This is a genomic window from Vibrio mytili (assembly GCF_000830505.1).
GTDB classification, from domain to species: domain Bacteria; phylum Pseudomonadota; class Gammaproteobacteria; order Enterobacterales; family Vibrionaceae; genus Vibrio; species Vibrio mytili.
This window is the reverse complement of sequence record NZ_JXOK01000049.1, coordinates 176026-192893: the sequence shown is the minus strand read 5'-3', so window position 1 is coordinate 192893 and position 16868 is coordinate 176026. Positions and strand designations below refer to the sequence as shown.

Annotated in this window: 17 protein-coding genes and 2 pseudogenes; 9 read left to right on the top strand and 10 right to left on the bottom strand. The window is 41.5% G+C overall.

The annotated features are described in order from the left end of the window. Positions 1 to 58 precede the first annotated feature (58 nt). Positions 59 to 442 carry a MazG nucleotide pyrophosphohydrolase domain-containing protein gene (locus tag SU60_RS13170; protein ID WP_041155902.1) on the bottom strand — a complete coding sequence of 128 codons (384 nt, stop codon included), beginning with the start codon at positions 440 to 442 and terminating at the stop codon, positions 59 to 61. A 444-nt stretch (positions 443 to 886) separates the two neighbouring features. Between SU60_RS13170 and SU60_RS13165 the strand changes: the two genes are divergently transcribed. The 3 genes from SU60_RS13165 (at position 887) to SU60_RS13155 (ending at position 3607) form a co-directional block, all read left to right on the top strand. Beyond that, a complete protein-coding gene (locus SU60_RS13165) occupies positions 887 to 1525 on the top strand; it encodes a hypothetical protein (protein ID WP_041155901.1) in 639 nt (212 codons plus the stop codon). Next, positions 1480 to 2097, top strand: coding sequence for a hypothetical protein (locus tag SU60_RS13160; RefSeq protein WP_041155900.1), 618 nt, complete (start codon positions 1480 to 1482; stop codon positions 2095 to 2097). Before SU60_RS13165 ends, SU60_RS13160 begins: the two co-directional genes overlap by 46 nt. Positions 2098 to 2179: 82 nt before the next feature. Further along, a complete protein-coding gene (locus SU60_RS13155; RefSeq protein ID WP_041155899.1) occupies positions 2180 to 3607 on the top strand; it encodes a zincin-like metallopeptidase domain-containing protein in 1428 nt (475 codons plus the stop codon). A gap of 60 nt (positions 3608 to 3667) precedes the next feature. Here the strand turns inward: SU60_RS13155 and SU60_RS13150 are convergent, their stop codons facing one another. From SU60_RS13150 to SU60_RS21020, 5 genes are all read right to left on the bottom strand, one after another. Beyond that, positions 3668 to 4018 (bottom strand): hypothetical protein, encoded by a 351-nt coding sequence (locus SU60_RS13150; RefSeq protein WP_052481535.1) that lies wholly within the window; start codon positions 4016 to 4018, stop codon positions 3668 to 3670. 57 nt (positions 4019 to 4075) lie between these two features. Beyond that, positions 4076 to 4462 (bottom strand): hypothetical protein, encoded by a 387-nt coding sequence (locus SU60_RS13145; RefSeq protein WP_041155898.1) that lies wholly within the window; start codon positions 4460 to 4462, stop codon positions 4076 to 4078. Between the two features lie 157 nt (positions 4463 to 4619). Continuing rightward, positions 4620 to 4979, bottom strand: a complete 360-nt coding sequence (locus tag SU60_RS13140; protein ID WP_041155897.1) for a ubiquitin family protein — start codon at positions 4977 to 4979, stop codon at positions 4620 to 4622. Positions 4980 to 5005: 26 nt separating this feature from the next. Continuing rightward, complete coding sequence (locus tag SU60_RS13135; protein WP_041155896.1) at positions 5006 to 5218, bottom strand: hypothetical protein; 213 nt, start codon at positions 5216 to 5218, stop codon at positions 5006 to 5008. Positions 5219 to 5258: 40 nt separating this feature from the next. Then, positions 5259 to 6158, bottom strand: coding sequence for a hypothetical protein (locus tag SU60_RS21020; protein ID WP_052481534.1), 900 nt, complete (start codon positions 6156 to 6158; stop codon positions 5259 to 5261). A gap of 1127 nt (positions 6159 to 7285) precedes the next feature. Between SU60_RS21020 and SU60_RS13125 the strand changes: the two genes are divergently transcribed. Continuing rightward, positions 7286 to 7831, top strand: a complete 546-nt coding sequence (locus SU60_RS13125; protein ID WP_041155895.1) for a hypothetical protein — start codon at positions 7286 to 7288, stop codon at positions 7829 to 7831. Between the two features lie 89 nt (positions 7832 to 7920). On the opposite strand, the gene yghU is transcribed toward SU60_RS13125, so the two are convergent. Continuing rightward, positions 7921 to 8781: a glutathione-dependent disulfide-bond oxidoreductase gene (gene yghU / locus SU60_RS13120; protein WP_041155894.1), complete on the bottom strand. Its 861-nt coding sequence runs from the start codon at positions 8779 to 8781 to the stop codon at positions 7921 to 7923. A gap of 159 nt (positions 8782 to 8940) precedes the next feature. After that, a pseudogene (locus tag SU60_RS13115) lies at positions 8941 to 9435 on the bottom strand (glutathione S-transferase); the annotation flags it as partial. Positions 9436 to 9680: 245 nt separating this feature from the next. Between SU60_RS13115 and SU60_RS13110 the strand changes: the two are divergent. Then, positions 9681 to 10328, top strand: coding sequence for a cupin domain-containing protein (locus SU60_RS13110; RefSeq protein ID WP_041155893.1), 648 nt, complete (start codon positions 9681 to 9683; stop codon positions 10326 to 10328). 61 nt (positions 10329 to 10389) lie between these two features. Here SU60_RS13110 and SU60_RS13105 read toward each other — a convergent pair whose 3' ends face one another. Both SU60_RS13105 and SU60_RS13100 read right to left on the bottom strand, forming a co-directional pair. Further along, on the bottom strand, positions 10390 to 10629 hold the full coding sequence (locus SU60_RS13105; RefSeq protein ID WP_041155892.1) for an HP1242/YdcH family protein: 240 nt from the start codon (positions 10627 to 10629) through the stop codon (positions 10390 to 10392). A gap of 123 nt (positions 10630 to 10752) precedes the next feature. Further along, the gene (locus tag SU60_RS13100; protein WP_041155891.1) at positions 10753 to 11622 is read right to left on the bottom strand and encodes an AraC family transcriptional regulator; all 870 of its coding nucleotides are present in this window, start codon (positions 11620 to 11622) and stop codon (positions 10753 to 10755) included. Between the two features lie 127 nt (positions 11623 to 11749). Between SU60_RS13100 and SU60_RS13095 the strand changes: the two genes are divergently transcribed. The 4 genes and pseudogenes from SU60_RS13095 to SU60_RS13080 all read left to right on the top strand — a co-directional run bounded on the left by SU60_RS13095 (position 11750) and on the right by SU60_RS13080 (position 16825). Beyond that, a complete protein-coding gene (locus SU60_RS13095; protein ID WP_041155890.1) occupies positions 11750 to 12901 on the top strand; it encodes an aminotransferase-like domain-containing protein in 1152 nt (383 codons plus the stop codon). 363 nt (positions 12902 to 13264) lie between these two features. Continuing rightward, positions 13265 to 14293: a hypothetical protein gene (locus SU60_RS13090; protein WP_041155889.1), complete on the top strand. Its 1029-nt coding sequence runs from the start codon at positions 13265 to 13267 to the stop codon at positions 14291 to 14293. Positions 14294 to 14407: 114 nt separating this feature from the next. Beyond that, positions 14408 to 15121: a lipoate--protein ligase family protein gene (locus SU60_RS13085; RefSeq protein WP_041155888.1), complete on the top strand. Its 714-nt coding sequence runs from the start codon at positions 14408 to 14410 to the stop codon at positions 15119 to 15121. A 181-nt stretch (positions 15122 to 15302) separates the two neighbouring features. Then, a pseudogene (locus tag SU60_RS13080) lies at positions 15303 to 16825 on the top strand (DEAD/DEAH box helicase). Positions 16826 to 16868 lie beyond the last annotated feature (43 nt).

Sequence of the window (16868 nt, the reverse complement as noted above, 5' to 3'; positions counted from 1 at the left end):
TCAACTCTAATTTAATTGGGTCAATGATAACCAAGGGCGCTTTCAATGTACATGACAACTAGCAGCTTTCTTGCTCTTCAAGCTTTAGTTGCTGTTTTTTTAGACTATCTTTTTGTTCTTGCTTAATTAGTTCCCAAGATTTACCCAGCTCCATGCCGACCATTCTCGTTTGATACTTTTCGAGGGAGCGTTCAAAAACCTGTTCGAATGAAATTTTTCCTTCGACTTCCATGTGCTTAAGCATACAAAGATAAACCCATAAGATATCACCTAGCTCGTCTTCTAGGTAACACTGTCGACCAGACTCAATTTCTGCTTTTACTTCACGTAACTCGTCAAACATGGCTTCATAATAAGTTATGCTGCCTTTAGACCAGGTACCTTGCTGATCTCGAAGAAGTTTAGCATTTGCTAATTCAATTAGGCTTAAAATATTGCCCATAAATAAAACCTTACACACTTCAAAAATAGGTTTATAGAGTCTAAACATATTGCAGTCATTCTGTATAGGCTAAGTATAACAATGAGTTAACAAGAAGTCGTCAAGTCCATAGCATTCTACCCAAACTCCATACCATTCTTTTTGCTACTCCATAGCACTCCACCAATAGATATACCTTCTATTAAAGATAGATTTTTAGAAACGGTGTAATTGGATTACACAAAGGCTCAAAAAGCAGAATAATATTTCTGGATTTTTTTGCTGTTCAGCTCTTGAAGTTTTCTCGAACTGAGGTACAACATAGGGATAAAAACAAGAAACACCAAGCGTCAACTTGGTTCTTATTCAATACAATAGGTGCATTGCAGCAGTTCATAATTTCAACGTATCACGGATAACCTTTGAGTCAAGACTTCTTGTTTAAATTAACTAAGGAGTAACCCAATGAGCACTAAACCACTATCCCAATACGATTTTCTTTCTAACCAAGCCCTTGCATTACCAACAGAACTTCTTCAGGTCGGTTTTTTCAGAAATAACGCTGAACAAAACATTGATGTGATCACTCATAACCTATCACAGCAGCGTTATGATCTAGATGGACTTTACTGCGACACATTTGTTGAGATCCTACTTTTCAGTTTGTTACTTGTTGAACACCATAACTACTATCTCAACTCTGACAATGAAGAAAATGACGAGTGCGTGATTCTAAGCTTGGATAAAGGCTCCAAAATCTTCAAGCAGTTAAAACTAAAGGGTAATTTTACTCTCAGCCAATTAATTGAAAAGATTGAAAACTTCATTGAGCGATTCAAGGAAATAGAGTTTTTTGTCAATGATGAACCAGTCACTATCTTTGAAGAGCTGTTCATCAGCCGTTTCGATAACACTTTGCGATTTGAGCTTCACGGTGATTTTATCGACTATATGAATGAGCGTGAATATTCTTTAACTCTTATCCAGAAAAGCGACTTTGTCGCAATCAAAAGGAAAAATCAAATCCCTATTTTCCTGATAGTTCAATCCCTTAGAGGTTGGACGCTCCGTTTTTCACAAAGAGCTACATCTCTAACATTTTAGGCATTAAAGGCGATTTAAACAAAAAACTGTCCGTATCTTTTGAAAAGCTGAAAGAAAAGCACGTTCTTGAGTATGAAAAAGAACTGTGTCACTTGCCAGGTATCCCAAAACCATTTTCTAGGTTTAATATCAAAAGTGTCGATAACGGTTTTGTAGCGAAGATGCGTGAAGACGAAGCCAAAGCACCAAAACAACGCTCAAAACCTACTCAGAACCAAAATATTCAAGAGAGTGAGCCAGAGGCTCACGAAACAAAAACTGCCTCTAATTCGGCTGTTTTTGAAGCTGATAATGCCACTCATACGAATGTAGTATGTTTTACAACATTTAAGCAGAAGAAAGTAACTAAGCAGACTGCTACCGCTGAAGTAGAAGAGGCATTGGATTTAGAGCTTGATGAGTTAGATGAAGCGTGGATTTTGGCAGTATCTGACGAAAACACCGTTGCGTGTCGCACTGTTAATGGTGCATTGAGCTTGTGTGATAAGTCCAAAACTACTAACGAAATGGTGATTTTAACACCAGAAATTATCAGCAAATCAAAAATAAAACCCTTTACTTTTCAGGAATAAACAGTCGCTCAAGCGGCTGAAACTTTCAAAAAAACAAGGGCGTGATACGACATAAGTAACCCGTAGAAACAAGGAGTTACTTATGAAACAAACAAGACCGAGTGCGGCTCGCACTACCGAAAAAAAGAGCCAACAAGATCTGATACTGGACAGGTTATTTGATTATTTTTCAAAACCCAAGGGCGAAAAGCCAAGCTCTGACAGTGATGTTGATGTGAGCTTTTACCGCTCTACACTCAATGCGTTACCACTCAATTTTCATAATGATCAATACGCAGGTATTAACATTATAATGCTGCTTCAAGATCAACAAGAACAAGCAACGAAAATACCGATTTACGCAACGTTCAAGCAAGCCACTGACCTACTTGAACACCACAAAGACCAATTACCACCAAAATCCGATACGTTTGATCCAGATAAACCATTGAAGGGATTAAAACTAGACTCTGTTGTGGTTAAATACCTCGAAAGCTTCAAAAAAGACGGTAAAGCAATAAGTAAGAGTCAGTTCGAGCGTGAAACGCACGGTATGAGCTTCAAAGAAATGCGAGACAACGGCTATCAACATCGCAAAGGTTTAAAGCCTTACAAAGTCTTCCCGCTCGAAAAAATCAAACACCTCCTGCCTCAAACGTTCATTGATGAGCGTCCCTATTTTGCAAAGCAAGAAGAGCTAGAGAAGCAGGAAATGAGTCAAGAAATGAAGGATGAACGTTTTGTGCAACAAGCATTGATGATCATTGACGCAATGGGCGTTCCTGTGATTGAAAAAAACGAGGACCGTGCTTATTATTCGCCCAAGGAACACATTATAGTATTGCCACTGCGTAAAAAATGCTCATCTGATAAAGCATTTTTGGCTTTAGCTCTTCACGAATTATCTCATTCTACTTCAAAAGCTCTAGGTCGAGATATGAGTAACGCTTTTGGCACTTTGGGCTACTCGAAAGAAGAATTAATCGCTGAGACTAGCACTATGTTTTTGTGTCTAGAACAGGGACTAGAGACATTTAATGCACACGCCAGATACATCGAAGGGTGGGCAAGCAATTTCTCTGATAAGAAAAAAGTGTTATTGAGTGTCTGTAAGCAAGCCAAAGAAGCACAAAAATACATCTCTGATAAAGTAGCAGAGCATAAATTAAAACTTGAAAATCAGCCAGACTACCGCATCCCTAACCAGTTAGACCAAACTGTTGATTTTGTGCCTAAATACCGTCAAGAATTACGTGATTTTTTGAATGACCAAGCCGATACTTATGGCACGATGATCCCTTTGCGACACCAAGAAATTGTCGGTTTTAACCATATAAGCAAAGGCATTGAGGTATTCAGCCAAGAAAAAGCCGTGAAGATCTACGGACCAGCCGCAAGTGAATTAGAAAAGAAAGTCGCTGAATTGGACGTAAAGCAGTCGTTATTTAACGAAATTGATTTTGACTCCGTCCCAGCAGCAGAAACAAGCCCAGAGCAAAAACTTCGTGCTTCGACACGTCTATCGCTGTAAAAACAAGTGCCTTAAAACGCAAAAAGCCCTTTACGGGCTTCTTTGCATACAAGTTTCGATTTAGTGTCGTTTTACCCTTCTCATCATCACCTCAAAATCAGAATCGTCTATTTGATACTCATCCCTCGCAAGATGAAGCTGTTGCTCAACATAGTAGATATTATCCATCGAAAGTTGATCGTACCAGTCAAGTGCTTCAATGACGCATAACCTTGTGTAGTTGGGAAATGCCAGTAGCACATTGATTTGGTTCGACACCACTAAATCTCTGACTGCTTTTTCTATCAAGTCTAAATCATTAGACTCAATACGTTCCTCAATCTGCCACTGTTCATAAATCTCATTGATTGACCACGTTTCTATTGCCCTTGTGATAGCCTTATTTTCTACTACATTATTCTGTTTTATCATTATTTTTCTCGCTTATAGTTAGTGCAGACTCCGCTGCGGTTTGTCCCCTTCTTATTCTTAGTTATGAATATCCATTAATTCACGAACCAACACTTCTCTTAGACCGTAAAAAATGTCCGTCTTTTTACACTCAAGATAATCATCAAAACTGTCAAAACTTTCATCCCCTCCGTAATAAAGAAACTCTTCTTCATCACTCCAAATCTCACCTTTGAGTCGAATTGTTTCAGTTTCAATAACGTGAAATCTATCAATAACTTCTAAATATTTGAGTACTTCCAAAGCCAAATACTCAAAGTCAGGCTTTTTATCCCAAATACAGCTATCAATTGTTGCCTCTAACTCTTCAATACCTGTTAGTTCATCGTGCCAAAACCAACCACCATAGCTCTCGACTGCTTTCTCTAGCTTCACTAAAATATTTTTTGTATTAATTTTTTCCATCAAATGCCTCTCTTAATGACTCTTCTATTGTAAATTATGTTGCCAATGTGTTTTAAACGACATATCTATTGTTTAACATCCCTGTTGCGTTAAGTTCCCCTTCTTTCAAATGACTACTCATCATTTTTACTCTTGTCGTGGTTAACGATTAAAGCTTTTACTTGATGTTTTCCGATCCTAAGACCAACTCAATTGATGCAATTGAAGCCTTTAGCATTCTGAGCAACATAGTGAACTGGATGACTATATCGGCATCATCGGTCTGTGAAACCGCATCTATATTTCTTTCGAGCATATTCACCACAAAAGCACACTCATCGACAGCTTGCAGAACCTGATCAAGACTTACCGATCCTCTGAAGCTGAACAGTTGCTCCATCAGTTTCATCTCGTTCTGCAAAAACGGACTCATTTCAATATCTATAAAGAAGCGCATTGAAGCGGCAATCAAGCCACAGATCTCACTGAACTCTTTGTTTTTATTAGCATATTTTCGTGTTGTATCAATAATATTCATAACTATTCTCCTATGTTTTATTAAAATTATTGTGTTGCGATAAACAGTGTTGTTGCGTCATATCTGACTTCCCAAGTGCTTGAACAATCGTTGCAAGCAAAATGAACGGCTACAGTGTCAAAATCGACATCCGTCTCCTCGACACTCGAATCAGAGCTTTTGCATCGCCAGCAGTAATTCGGACTACGGTCAATGTCCATTTCCTCGTCAAATTGAATGACTTTATTTTCTTCACACATAAGCATCTCCTCTAATATTTGTTTGATTTAATGTGATTTTTTAAGCTAACAGCGAATGTTGACTGTTATTCAGATCGATACCCTTAACGAACACCCAACGACTACCAATAGGCTTATTTTTATGCTCTCCTTGGTAATATCTTTCTGCACGTAAGTTGCGAAAGAACGGGACTTTAAGCGTGATTTTTCGTCCAGCGCTTTTCTCTTTTGAAGGTTTTGAACCGCCCCCCATACCTCGAAGCACCATTCCTCGACCATTTGTTCCTTGTCGTTTTTTTGACTTTTTAACCCACGATTTTGGGTAGCCCACTTCAAGCTTCTTGCCTTCGGTCGCTGAGTGATAAACGCATAACGACAGTGCAATTTTTAGTAACATATCAATCTCATCACTTTCCGAATGCTTGACTGTTGGATCTTCATAAGTATTTAGATATGAGTGTCCACGCATTAGATGAGCACCATCATTAGCACTGACACAAACGACTAGATCATCACTCATTTCTAGTTCACAGCCCAAAGTCTGCGGCATACCTAAAACATCTCGGTTAGCTTTTAAATGCTCCGCAACCGTCATCACGCTGACCAAAGCCGTGTGCATCTTAACCCCCTCAATTTCCGTATTTTTCGGAAAAGACATAGCAAAGGTCTTGAATGGAGGCTCGACATTGAAGTCTTGGACATCAAATGAAGCCAAATAAAGCTGTTGAGCTAAGTCCTTATTTTCGATAAAGATTGTCGGTTCACCACTATCAACCCACAGTTTCTCTCTTCCCAGTAAATCACTCGTTTCAGCATCTATAGACTCCCCACCTCTTGCCATTAAACGAGTAAAATCATCGTAACTAATTGATTTCTTGCCAAAGTGCTTTCTCAAGGTTCTTCTTGATTTTGAATGGTTCATTGCGATGTCTAATTGAGTTTCGTAAGTTTTATAAGTCATAATGTTTTCCTCTTTTTTATTTATTAACTTTCTTCGGGGTGTAAGAACCCCCACCCAGTAGGTGTACTTCTTTAACGCTTTGATTTATCTATTTTTGTTTATAACTAAGTTCGGACGAACTCAGGGGCATACGCTAGGGGAAGCGCATCAAATAGGAATAGTGTTGATGGAATTGCAGGTATGAAAATCCCTCGTAAGTGATAGACACGAACGAGTGCAAGGTAGGTTTAATTTGAATTGATGTTAATAATGACATAGCGTTTCCTCCCAAGTTAATTTGTCACCAAATCACAAAACACACAGCCTGAGATGAGTGGCGTTTTAACGAATTAGCACAGCATTTTTCAGTGATAGACAGACTGAAAATCAATAAACGTAAGGATCGTGATACACGACACCTATTTATGTTTCTCTATCGCTTAAAGCGAAGGCACATCAATCCCAATAAGATTGATCTGATAGCCTAAAAGCTATCAACAACGTTTATTCACTGTTCTTTCGTCAAACACTCCTCTTCAAGTGGCACTTACAGTTATTTTGTGTAGCTACCCTCATCAACGGGGCTGCTAAGTTTTATTCGAACATTTCGTTCGTGCTATTTGGCGGCAAACAACGGAGGTGTATGTCCGTAGATAAGCCAATATAAAGCGAAAATAATTTTCACTTACGCTAAAGTGTCATTCGATGACTCTATCAATTATTCCACTTCCTTCGGAATACTTAGCGATTTTCACACTAAACTTACTTACAACGTTTAGTGTTCTCATATCATATCAAAATAAATATCAATACGCAAGGATTTATTTTATTTTTTCTTGACAACTAAGGATTTTTTCACTCTCAAACCCTTTTAGAAAAAGGCATTCACTAAGATATTTTTTTTGAAAAACTCGCCGTCTCATTTAATTTTCCAAGCACTATAATATTCTCAAAACGCAAAAACACCGTAGTAGAGAGATTTTTCTCACTCTCAACTTTTACTTAATTTGACGTTTCGTTGATTTATGGATCACTGACTTAGGGTTTAAAAACCCGTTTTTAAAGGAGTGAACTATGAATAACACCACAGAATTGAACATCAACACCACAGCATTTCAGCGATTTTCTCAGAAACAGGGCGAAGCCATTTGCTGCGAGTCGCAGCATTGAACAGAGAGAAAGAAAATATCTTAGAAGGATTTTTGATTGAGATTGAACATCGAAGAGGTTCTAACTGGGATATGCAGCAATATTACTTATCTGAGGTAAACCCGAAATTAGCCAGAATAGGCGGAAAAATCTCAGGACAAACGAGACAGTTTAAACACACGCTTATTACTCAGATCTTGAGTCAGCTTATCAACAACCACCTTGAACTATTTAGCGCATTCTCGTGTTTGGCAATGAGTTTCTTTTCACTAAACTTGCTAGGTGTTTGCCCGACCAAGAAATCCATACTATCGCTAATCAAACCCATTTCAGACAAAAAAAGACTCACTGAAAACGGTCAAGGTGTCGAAGATAAAGTAAAAGAACTGTTTGAACACCATCTAACAAACCAAGTTTTGATCAAAGAGCTTTTCGATATGCAGATGCTCCACTACCAACAGCAAGTTCAAGCGCTTTCTGAAGAGTCCAGAGCGGCATACTTGCAGATCAAACAAGAACTTAATAATCAAAAGAAGGAGGAGTAATTCCTCCTTGGTTGTGAGGGTTAGAAAACCATTTTTTAAACCCTTATCGACCGTTCTTAACCGCTTAGAGTCGTGAGTTGTGTATAAGGTTATGGGCGGATTTGCAATACACGATCGATATCTTCAGCAGAGTGTCGTTCTGGGACTTGTTCCCATTCTTCCCCCCAACCTTTATTAACCACTATGCCTCGTTGTACCGCTTCACGAGACTCTATTTGTTTAGCCCAGCGTACAACGTTCTCATAGGCATGTACTTCTAGGAACTCAGCAGCATCATATAACTTGCCTAGCACCAAATTGCCATACCAAGGCCAAATAGCCATATCAGCGATAGTATATTCTTCACCAGCGACATAAGTGTTCTTTGCAAGTTGTTTGTCTAGCACGTCAAGTTGACGTTTCGCTTCCATCGCAAATCGGTTAATAGGGTACTCTTGCTTTTCGTCCGCATAAGCATAGAAATGACCAAAACCACCACCTAAGAATGGGGCAGAACCTTGCGCCCAAAATAACCAGTTAAATGTTTGGCTACGTGCAGATCCATTACTTGGTAAGAACTTGCCAAACTTTTCAGCAAGATGAACAAGTATAGAGGCGGATTCAAACACGTTTACGGTTTCGCCCCCCGACTTGTCAACTAATGCAGGGATTTTAGAGTTAGGGTTTACTTCTACAAATCCAGAAGAGAACTGATCTGATTCACCGATATTGATGAGGTATGCGTCATATTCAGCCTCTTTAATACCTAGTGCCAAGAGCTCTTCAAATAAGATAGTCACTTTTTGACCATTTGGAGTAGCTAGTGAATAAAGTTGAAATGGGTGTTCACCTTTGGGTAACTCTCGTTCAAATCTAGCGCCAGATTCAGGGCTGTTTATATTGGCCCATTTGTTACCGCTACTTGCTTCGTTTTTCCAAACCTTAGGCGGAGTGTATTGCTTTTCGCTCATAGCTATATCCCTGTATTTTTGTTCGTTTAAGTGAGTTGAGTGGCTGAATTATTACTATACAAAATACCACTTAATTATTTTGTATAGTGCTTCGTAAAGCCTAATTAATGGAAATTAATGAATATGTTTAGAATGATAATTTGGGTGGGGATATTGACAAGCGTACAAGTGACCGAAGCCTCCCCCCAAGTACGGGGCAGACCCCTGTAGCCAGAATAACCAGTTCATCACCTCTGCACGTTTCGCGCCTTCTTTTGGTAGGAACAAACCAAACTTTTCAGCCAGATAAAAAAGGATGTTTCCTGATTCAAAGACATTGATAGGCTCTTCACCTGAACGATCGACTAACGCAGGAATTTTCGAATTTGGGTTTACCGACACAAACCCCGAACCAAACTGATCACCATCACCGATTTTAATTAGGTAGGCATCATACTCGGCCTCTTTAACACCAGCAGCCAGCAACTCTTCAAACATAATGGTCACCTTTTGTCCGTTCGGTGTGCCCATTGAATACAGTTGAAATGGATGCTCGCCTACTGGTAACGCTTGCTCGTGGCGTGCGCCAGAGTCAGGGCGATTGATGCTTGCCCATTGCCCACCATTTTCATTTTCGTTGGTCCAAACTCGTGGTGGTATATATTGTTCCGTCATGGTTACCCCTTATTTTGTTTGAAGTGTTTTCTAATTCAGATATTAGGTCAAAATTATGAAAAAAAAAGTCCTGCACTCTCAATTAATTAGAAGCTTTAGTTATTGTAAACTCCCTTAAGGCATAAGCTTACATAATTTGAGTTACTTCCATAACACTTCTGACCAATAATTTAATATCTAGGTATTGATTCGTTCAACTTATACGTTCAATATCCAAAAAACAAATGATCTCAGGTTAACTCATTATGCTAAATATGGACTTTGCTAAACGGGTGGTTGTCGACACCGCAAAAATGGAGTGGACCGCAAGTCCCGCTCAGGGTGTGTGGCGCAAGCCATTAGAGCGTGAGGCAAAAGAATCAGGGCACACCACCAGTATCGTAAGATATGCGCCAGGCTCCCGATTTTCAGAGCACCCTCACCCTCTCGGTGAAGAAATCTTAGTACTTGAAGGGGTGTTTTCAGATGAACATGGTGATTACCCCGCAGGAACTTACCTTCGCAATCCTCCGGGCAGCCACCACTCTCCGTTTAGTTTAGAGGGATGCGTGATTCTCGTGAAACTGAATCAGTTTGAAAAAGAAGATCTCACCACGGTAAGAATTAACACCAAAGCGCTGGATAAGTTCGACAACAATGGAGGCTCGCATATCGTCAATCTACACGACTACGCTCACGAACACGTTTCTCTGCTGTTCTGCCCTAAAGGGGAACGCTTTCAACCTCCTCACGACTCTACTGGTATTGAGATATTTGTCTTATCTGGGGGATTTAAAGATTCAAATGGATACTATCCTGAATCTTCATGGCTACGCTTACCTCGCTTGGAAAGCACGTATCCACCTGTCGATGAAGATACCGTCCTCTGGGTAAAAACCAGAGCGCTTGATTAAATAGAAAAACGGCTCGTGGATACGAGCGATATTCATTGCTTAGTTAAAAATCAACATTACTTTAAGAGCCCATAATTCGAGAGTGGAGCCAATCTTTTAGTTCCGCGCGATTGTGCTTCAGCACATTCATTTCGTGATCATCAATCGGGTTCCCTTGTAACTCTAGAACCCGAATCTCTTTATCTAACGCGTTGTAGTTTCTAACGATTTTAGCAAATGATGCATCATTCTCACTCAATTGAGCGATGGTATCCAAATGTTCTGGGAATTCATGTGTTAATGAGTGATTTTCACCTAACATATAGACCTCTTGGCTAGATTATTGATGTTTCGCTGCGTTCGATTTTTGCACAGCACAAGCATAAACATAGCACTTGAATTGCGGTTACATCGTAGAATTGAGCACACTTTTTGACCACAATGTTCAGAAAAAACTAATTGGCAAATAAAAATCCAATTCAAACATTTCTTCCTCGTTAAGAAAGTGGTTTTTGTGATAATGAACATAGGCAGGTGTTGAACGTAATTTAAGGCCTGACGTAGGTAACCACCTTTCCAACACCTGACTAATCTGTGGCAGTAACTCACCATATACTCCAGTCAATCTAAACACAGCATGTAAACCTCCTGGAATGAGCATCTGATTCACAACACCACGCAGCTTCAGCGGCTGATCAATCGCCATGCAGGCCACATAACGACATTTATCGAGTTCAACCCAGGCTGGATTCGAGTGATGCAAACCATATTGTACGGAAAAATCTCGACCCTCAGAATTCGCCCATGCTTTGAGAATCAACCAGGCGTGGCGAATTGAACGATTATAACCCTCATGTCTAACATAAGCCGCTAATCGCTCAGGCACTTCGAGAATTTTAGGCTCAGGTAACCGTCGATTGGCAACACGATGATAGCCTTCTGCAACTTCTGGGTCTTTTAAATAAGGTTTCTCCGCCACTTGCAAATCGTGCTTTCGCCATTCTCCCGGTGCCATGTTAAACGTCGCTTTAAATGCGCGACTAAAAGAAGACATCGAGTTAAAACCGGATTTGTTTGCAATATCCAATACCGATGACTGAGTATCAAACATGAGTTGGTTCGCGGCGTACTCCATTCGGGTACGGCGTACATATTGATGGATCGACTCCCCAACAACATCTTTAAATATTCGATGAAAATGTTGCTCAGAATAAGCCGCTACGTTTGCCAACGTTTTTGCTGACAACTCACGACTGATATCTTGATGGATATAAAACAACACATCATTGATTCGAGAAACTTGTTGCTGGCTCATAGGATTAGCCTAAATAGCATAAATGGACATATTTAACAGCATAAACAGACACACTTAATTAGGCAATTCCCATGTACTATTTGACTTCCAAAATAGAAAAATAAAACGCCAGAGAGAAGTACAACGCATGGAAATCGCACGTTCATTACAGCAAACTAAATCTTCTTATATTCGAGAGATCCTTGCAGCCGCAAGCGACAAAAACGTTATATCTCTTGCTGGAGGGTTGCCGGATGAAAAAACCTTCCCCATCGACTTAATGAAGCCAACTTTAGAAGCGCTCGCGAACATGCCAGAGGTCTTTCAGTACGGTGCAACAGCCGGCTATAGTCCTTTGCTTGACTTCTTAAATGATTATTTCCAGTTACTTGAATCCCACATCGCCATGGTCACTACTGGGTCGCAACAAGGGCTTGATTTGATCGCTCGCGCTTATGTCAACCCGGGTGATAAGGTCGTGATGGAAGCACCGAGTTATCTTGGTGCAATGCAAGTATTTGGCTTGGTGCAAGCGAATATTCTGAGCGTATCACAAACTGAATTCGGCCCAAACCTTGAAGAGTTAGAACGTTGTTTTGCAGAACAGAGCCCTAAAATGTTTTACGCGGTTCCCGACTTTCATAACCCAACTGGGGTTTGCTGGAGCCTAGAAACACGTCAAAAAGTCGGTGAACTGTGTAGCCATTACAATGTAGCGTTTATTGAAGATGCTCCATACCGAGAACTGCGTTTTTCTGGAGAGGCACTGCCGTTGGTGTCAGACTTTTGTCCACAGCACTCCATCGTACTGCGTTCATTTTCAAAAATTGCATCTCCAGGTCTGCGTATCGGTGTAGTGACTGGCAAGAGCACTTATCTGGAGCCGTTAATCAAAATCAAACAAGGCGCCGATTTGCACTCAAGTGTACCGATGCAAGCGCTGCTTCATGGGCTCCTGCAAAATGATAACTTTGACCTTCATATCGAAAAAATCCGTGAGCTTTACAAATCCCGTTATGACGTCATGTTCGCAGAGCTAAGCCAACAGTTACCTGATAGCTGCGTTGTAAAACCGATTGATGGCGGAATGTTTGTTTGGTTGGAAATTCCAGAATGCGACACGTTTGAGCTTGCCAAATCACTGTTAGCAAACGGAGTGGCAGTCGTGCCTAGCCCTGTATTCTATCCGGAAGGCTCAGAAGAAAAAGCCGCGCTACGCCTTAACTTTACCAACGCAACACCCGAAGAACTCGTTGTGGCTGTCACTCGATTGGCACAGGTGTTGAAGACGTTAAGCTAATATTTCTGTTTGCCTTTTAAAAGCAAAATCAAGACCAATGCCAGTCATTATTCCCTCATTCTTGTTGGCATTGGTCTCACTCCAAGAACTTCCACCGAGTTTTAAAAATAGCCCTTTTCTAACCGACACAAATTAATACAGTAAAGCACTGTTTTTATTCACCATTTAATTCAAAAAACGAATTCCAAGCCCAAGTTTTACATTTGATGGTTTCTCTTGTTACGTCTATCTTTCTAAGAGAAATAATTCAGAGTTATTACCCAAACCATTCTGAATGTAGCGATGCCAACCAAGTTGAATTACAGACAAGTTGGTTGACAAATACGTCAGTCAATCGCACTTATTTACAGAGGGGTTATCAAGATGAACGATCGAACATCGATAGGACGACTCGTCATCACCAGCTTGTCCATCTTCTTATCACTGTCTTTAATGACTTCATACACCTACGCCAATACAAAGCCATACTGCGGTGATATTTTAACCTCAAATCGAGGCACGACTTCTCAGAAGATGATTGCGCTTCTGGGCGAAGACATTACTCAATCCAACCGTATTACCACCGTCATACCAGCCAAAAACAACCCTTTTGTGACCGAAGAACTGGTGGCTGTGGCCAATAGTGTGTCACCAAATGGACGCTTCCCGAAGCAAACACCTGCTGATATAGACAAAATGCGTAACAATATAAAAAACGCTTGGTTGGAAATAGATAGGTTACAAAGTACCTTTGAGTTAGCGTTTATCAACCTCGTCGATGGGCACTGTCAATTCCCCAACCGACGTGCAACTCAAGATGCAAAAATCGATTTTGATCATTTAGAGGGGCTCTCATTCTACTCTATTCCAGCACTGCTAGCCCTCGTCGATCAGTCTTATGCGCTTGCAATGAAGCGTAGTGACCAGGCATTAGAAGAAAAGGCCAAGAACGAGAAAAAACAGAAAAGTAGCGAGCATCAAGCTGGCGCGGCCACTGCTGCCAGCTATCAAAGTGAAAATGTTTTGGTCAAGGTAGAAGACTTCGACGGCTCAAACATTACCTTCTCTGTCACCAACATTGGGGCGGAAGGGTCGTTGGAACCCAAGTTTAATACCTTTAGTGCCTACCGTAATACGAGCGGTAACCTCGCCTATAATCCAACGTCATTACTCACGTTATCGGATGCAGAAGGTCACAAGGTACCCACGATGGGGGTTGCTCTCCTTTCTTCGAGCGGAGGCGATCGTCTTGCTATCATGCCAGGAGAAACGCGCAAGTTTGTGACTAGCGTCGCATCAAAAGTATCGCCACATGCCCAGTTAAGTTTAGAGTTTCCTGCCAATGCGCTCGATACCGAACAAGCCTTTGCATTGTCATTTTCAGACGCTATTGCTGTGGCAACAACAAACTAAAAGAGTGTGGTTTTGTGCATAGAATTTTCAAATAGTGAGCAGACAAGCAGCAATCTCTGCTTGTCTGAGATAAAACCATTTATCTGACATGAAATTGGGTTTTAGGTGCAACATTTGGCTTCAAAGAATAAACTGATTCGCTATGCCGCAACTGAAGTAGCGGATGCGTTTAAAAAGGAACAAGAGCTGCTCACACAAGTTCAATCCAATCAACTGTCGCAAGCGCTTCTTCTTTGGCAAGTCAAAAGCCCAACCCTAGTACTACCCGCAGGAAAGAAGTGGCCAGCCTCTGATGAACTAAAACTCGCACTCGAAAACTCTCGCTGGAAATTGTTCTCACGCAAAACCGGTGGCGCCCCCGTTCCGCAAGTACCGGGCATTATCAACCTTTCCCATATCTACCATTGGCCTGACGATCAGCCCTACGACATCAAGAAAGCATATTTGGATTTATGCACAACATTAAGCGCATTTTTCAAACAACTTAATGTGGATGTTAATGTGCACGCCACGCCGCACTCGTATTGTGATGGCGAGTACAACCTAAATATTGCCGGGCAAAAAGTTGTTGGAACTGCACAACGCATACTCCTCAAAAAAGGCGGAGGAAAAGTCGTGTTAGCGCAGGCGTGTATCCTAATTAACGTGGACGTCAATCACATCGTCGAACCCGTACGCTTATGTAATCAACTTTGCAATCAAGAAGGGGATATTAGACCTGATGTTCACACGCCGCTGTTTGCGCATATAACCGAGAGGCCCTCAGTAGATTCGTTGTTTCAACAACTTACTAGCGCGTTTTTAGCACGCCGAGGTGAGTTTGCTTGATACGAAGGATGGCTAATATACCGTTCTAATTCGTTTCCCTTTTTTTTGGCGACATCGATATTCAAAATCAATGACAGAATTAGTTGAAGCTCAAGGATAAAAGCCTCAGAATGTCGCACTTTTCGCAACGAATATGTTTTCGGTGCGTTGTTATCTAACTCGACAATTGAGAATCATACATATGGGTTTTACCTCGTTAGGTCTATCTGCTCCAATCCTTCAAGCAATTCAGGAAAAAGGCTATGACACCCCTTCGCCAATTCAGGCACAGGCCATCCCGGCAGTATTGGAAGGGAAAGACGTCATGGCAGCAGCACAGACTGGTACGGGGAAAACAGCAGGCTTTACGCTGCCCATCCTTGAAAAGTTGTCAAACGGACCTCGTGTTCGTAGCAATCAAGTTCGAGCGTTAATCCTAACACCTACCGTGAACTGGCCGCTCAAGTTCAAGAAAGCGTCTTCATGTACAGTCGCCACCTACCGTTAACAAGCGCAGTGGTATTTGGTGGGGTGAAGATCAACCCACAAATGCAACGTCTACGTAAGGGTGCTGATGTTCTAGTTGCAACACCAGGTCGCTTGATGGACCTCTACAACCAGAATGCGGTGAAATTTGACCAACTTGAAGTGTTGGTTTTGGACGAAGCAGACCGCATGCTTGACATGGGCTTTATCCGTGACATCCGCAAGATCATTGATTTACTGCCAAAGCAGCGTCAAAACCTATTATTCTCAGCAACATTTTCGAAAGAAATTCGTGAATTAGCCAAAGGTCTGGTCAATCATCCGGTTGAAATATCGGTTAACCCAGAAAACTCAACGGCCAGAACCGTAGAACAATGTATCTACCCATCAGACTCGAAGAAAAAACCAGCGATGCTGGTCAAGCTCATTAAAGATGGCGATTGGCAGCAGGTATTGGTGTTCACACGGACCAAACACGGGGCCAACCGCTTAACTAAATTCTTGATCGAGCAAAATCTACCCGCGGCCGCGATCCACGGTAACAAAAGCCAAGGCGCGAGAACAAAAGCATTAGCAGACTTTAAATCGGGTCAGATTCGTGTGTTAGTGGCAACAGACATTGCCGCTCGTGGTATCGACATTCCTCAGCTTCCTCAAGTTGTGAATTTTGAGCTACCTAAAGTAGCTGAAGACTACGTTCACCGTATCGGTCGTACTGGTCGTGCAGGTGAAGTAGGTAAAGCTATCTCGTTGGTATGTGCGATTGAAGCGCCTGAATTGTTCGCGATCGAGCGTTTGATTCAGGAGTTGCTGCCACGCAAAGAGTTGGACGGTTATGCACCAACCAACGTGGTTCCAGAATCAAAACTGGATACACGCCCAATCAAACCGAAAAAACCGAAGAAATCCAAAAAGCCACAAGGATCGAATGATCAAGTCGCGGAAAAGAATTCGGCAAACAGTGCGAACAAGCCTAAACGTCGCTTCAACGATGGTAATAACAGCAATAAAAGCAGTACAAACCAAGGCGGAGCGGGCAAGCCTAAAGCCAATCGAGAGGGTCAAGGTCGCACAAACAGCAAACCAGATGGCCGTAAGCCTAACGACAACAAGCCAGCGAGCAATAAAAATGGCAATGGTGGTCAACCATCGGGTAACCGCAAACCAAACAGCACGAAGCCTGCGGGTAATAAACCATCAGGTCAGCGCCGTAAGCCTCGGCCACAAACTGCCAACTAACTGAGCCAAGGGCTAACCAAGCCAATACCTATCACAGCAAAGC

Bases quoted from the DNA above. Each gene is read 5' to 3' on its own strand.
- SU60_RS13145 (WP_041155898.1), bottom strand. From the start codon at position 4,462: ATGGAAAAAATTAATACAAAAAATATTTTAGTGAAGCTAGAGAAAGCA.
- SU60_RS13150 (WP_052481535.1), bottom strand. From the start codon at position 4,018: ATGATAAAACAGAATAATGTAGTAGAAAATAAGGCTATCACAAGGGCA.
- SU60_RS13155 (WP_041155899.1), top strand. From the start codon at position 2,180: ATGAAACAAACAAGACCGAGTGCGGCTCGCACTACCGAAAAAAAGAGC.
- SU60_RS13170 (WP_041155902.1), bottom strand. From the start codon at position 442: ATGGGCAATATTTTAAGCCTAATTGAATTAGCAAATGCTAAACTTCTT.
- SU60_RS13100 (WP_041155891.1), bottom strand. From the start codon at position 11,622: ATGAGCCAGCAACAAGTTTCTCGAATCAATGATGTGTTGTTTTATATC.
- SU60_RS13090 (WP_041155889.1), top strand. From the start codon at position 13,265: ATGAACGATCGAACATCGATAGGACGACTCGTCATCACCAGCTTGTCC.
- SU60_RS21020 (WP_052481534.1), bottom strand. From the start codon at position 6,158: ATGACTTATAAAACTTACGAAACTCAATTAGACATCGCAATGAACCAT.
- SU60_RS13110 (WP_041155893.1), top strand. From the start codon at position 9,681: ATGCTAAATATGGACTTTGCTAAACGGGTGGTTGTCGACACCGCAAAA.
- SU60_RS13095 (WP_041155890.1), top strand. From the start codon at position 11,750: ATGGAAATCGCACGTTCATTACAGCAAACTAAATCTTCTTATATTCGA.
- yghU (WP_041155894.1), bottom strand. From the start codon at position 8,781: ATGAGCGAAAAGCAATACACTCCGCCTAAGGTTTGGAAAAACGAAGCA.
- SU60_RS13140 (WP_041155897.1), bottom strand. From the start codon at position 4,979: ATGAATATTATTGATACAACACGAAAATATGCTAATAAAAACAAAGAG.
- SU60_RS13105 (WP_041155892.1), bottom strand. From the start codon at position 10,629: ATGTTAGGTGAAAATCACTCATTAACACATGAATTCCCAGAACATTTG.
- SU60_RS13135 (WP_041155896.1), bottom strand. From the start codon at position 5,218: ATGTGTGAAGAAAATAAAGTCATTCAATTTGACGAGGAAATGGACATT.
- SU60_RS13165 (WP_041155901.1), top strand. From the start codon at position 887: ATGAGCACTAAACCACTATCCCAATACGATTTTCTTTCTAACCAAGCC.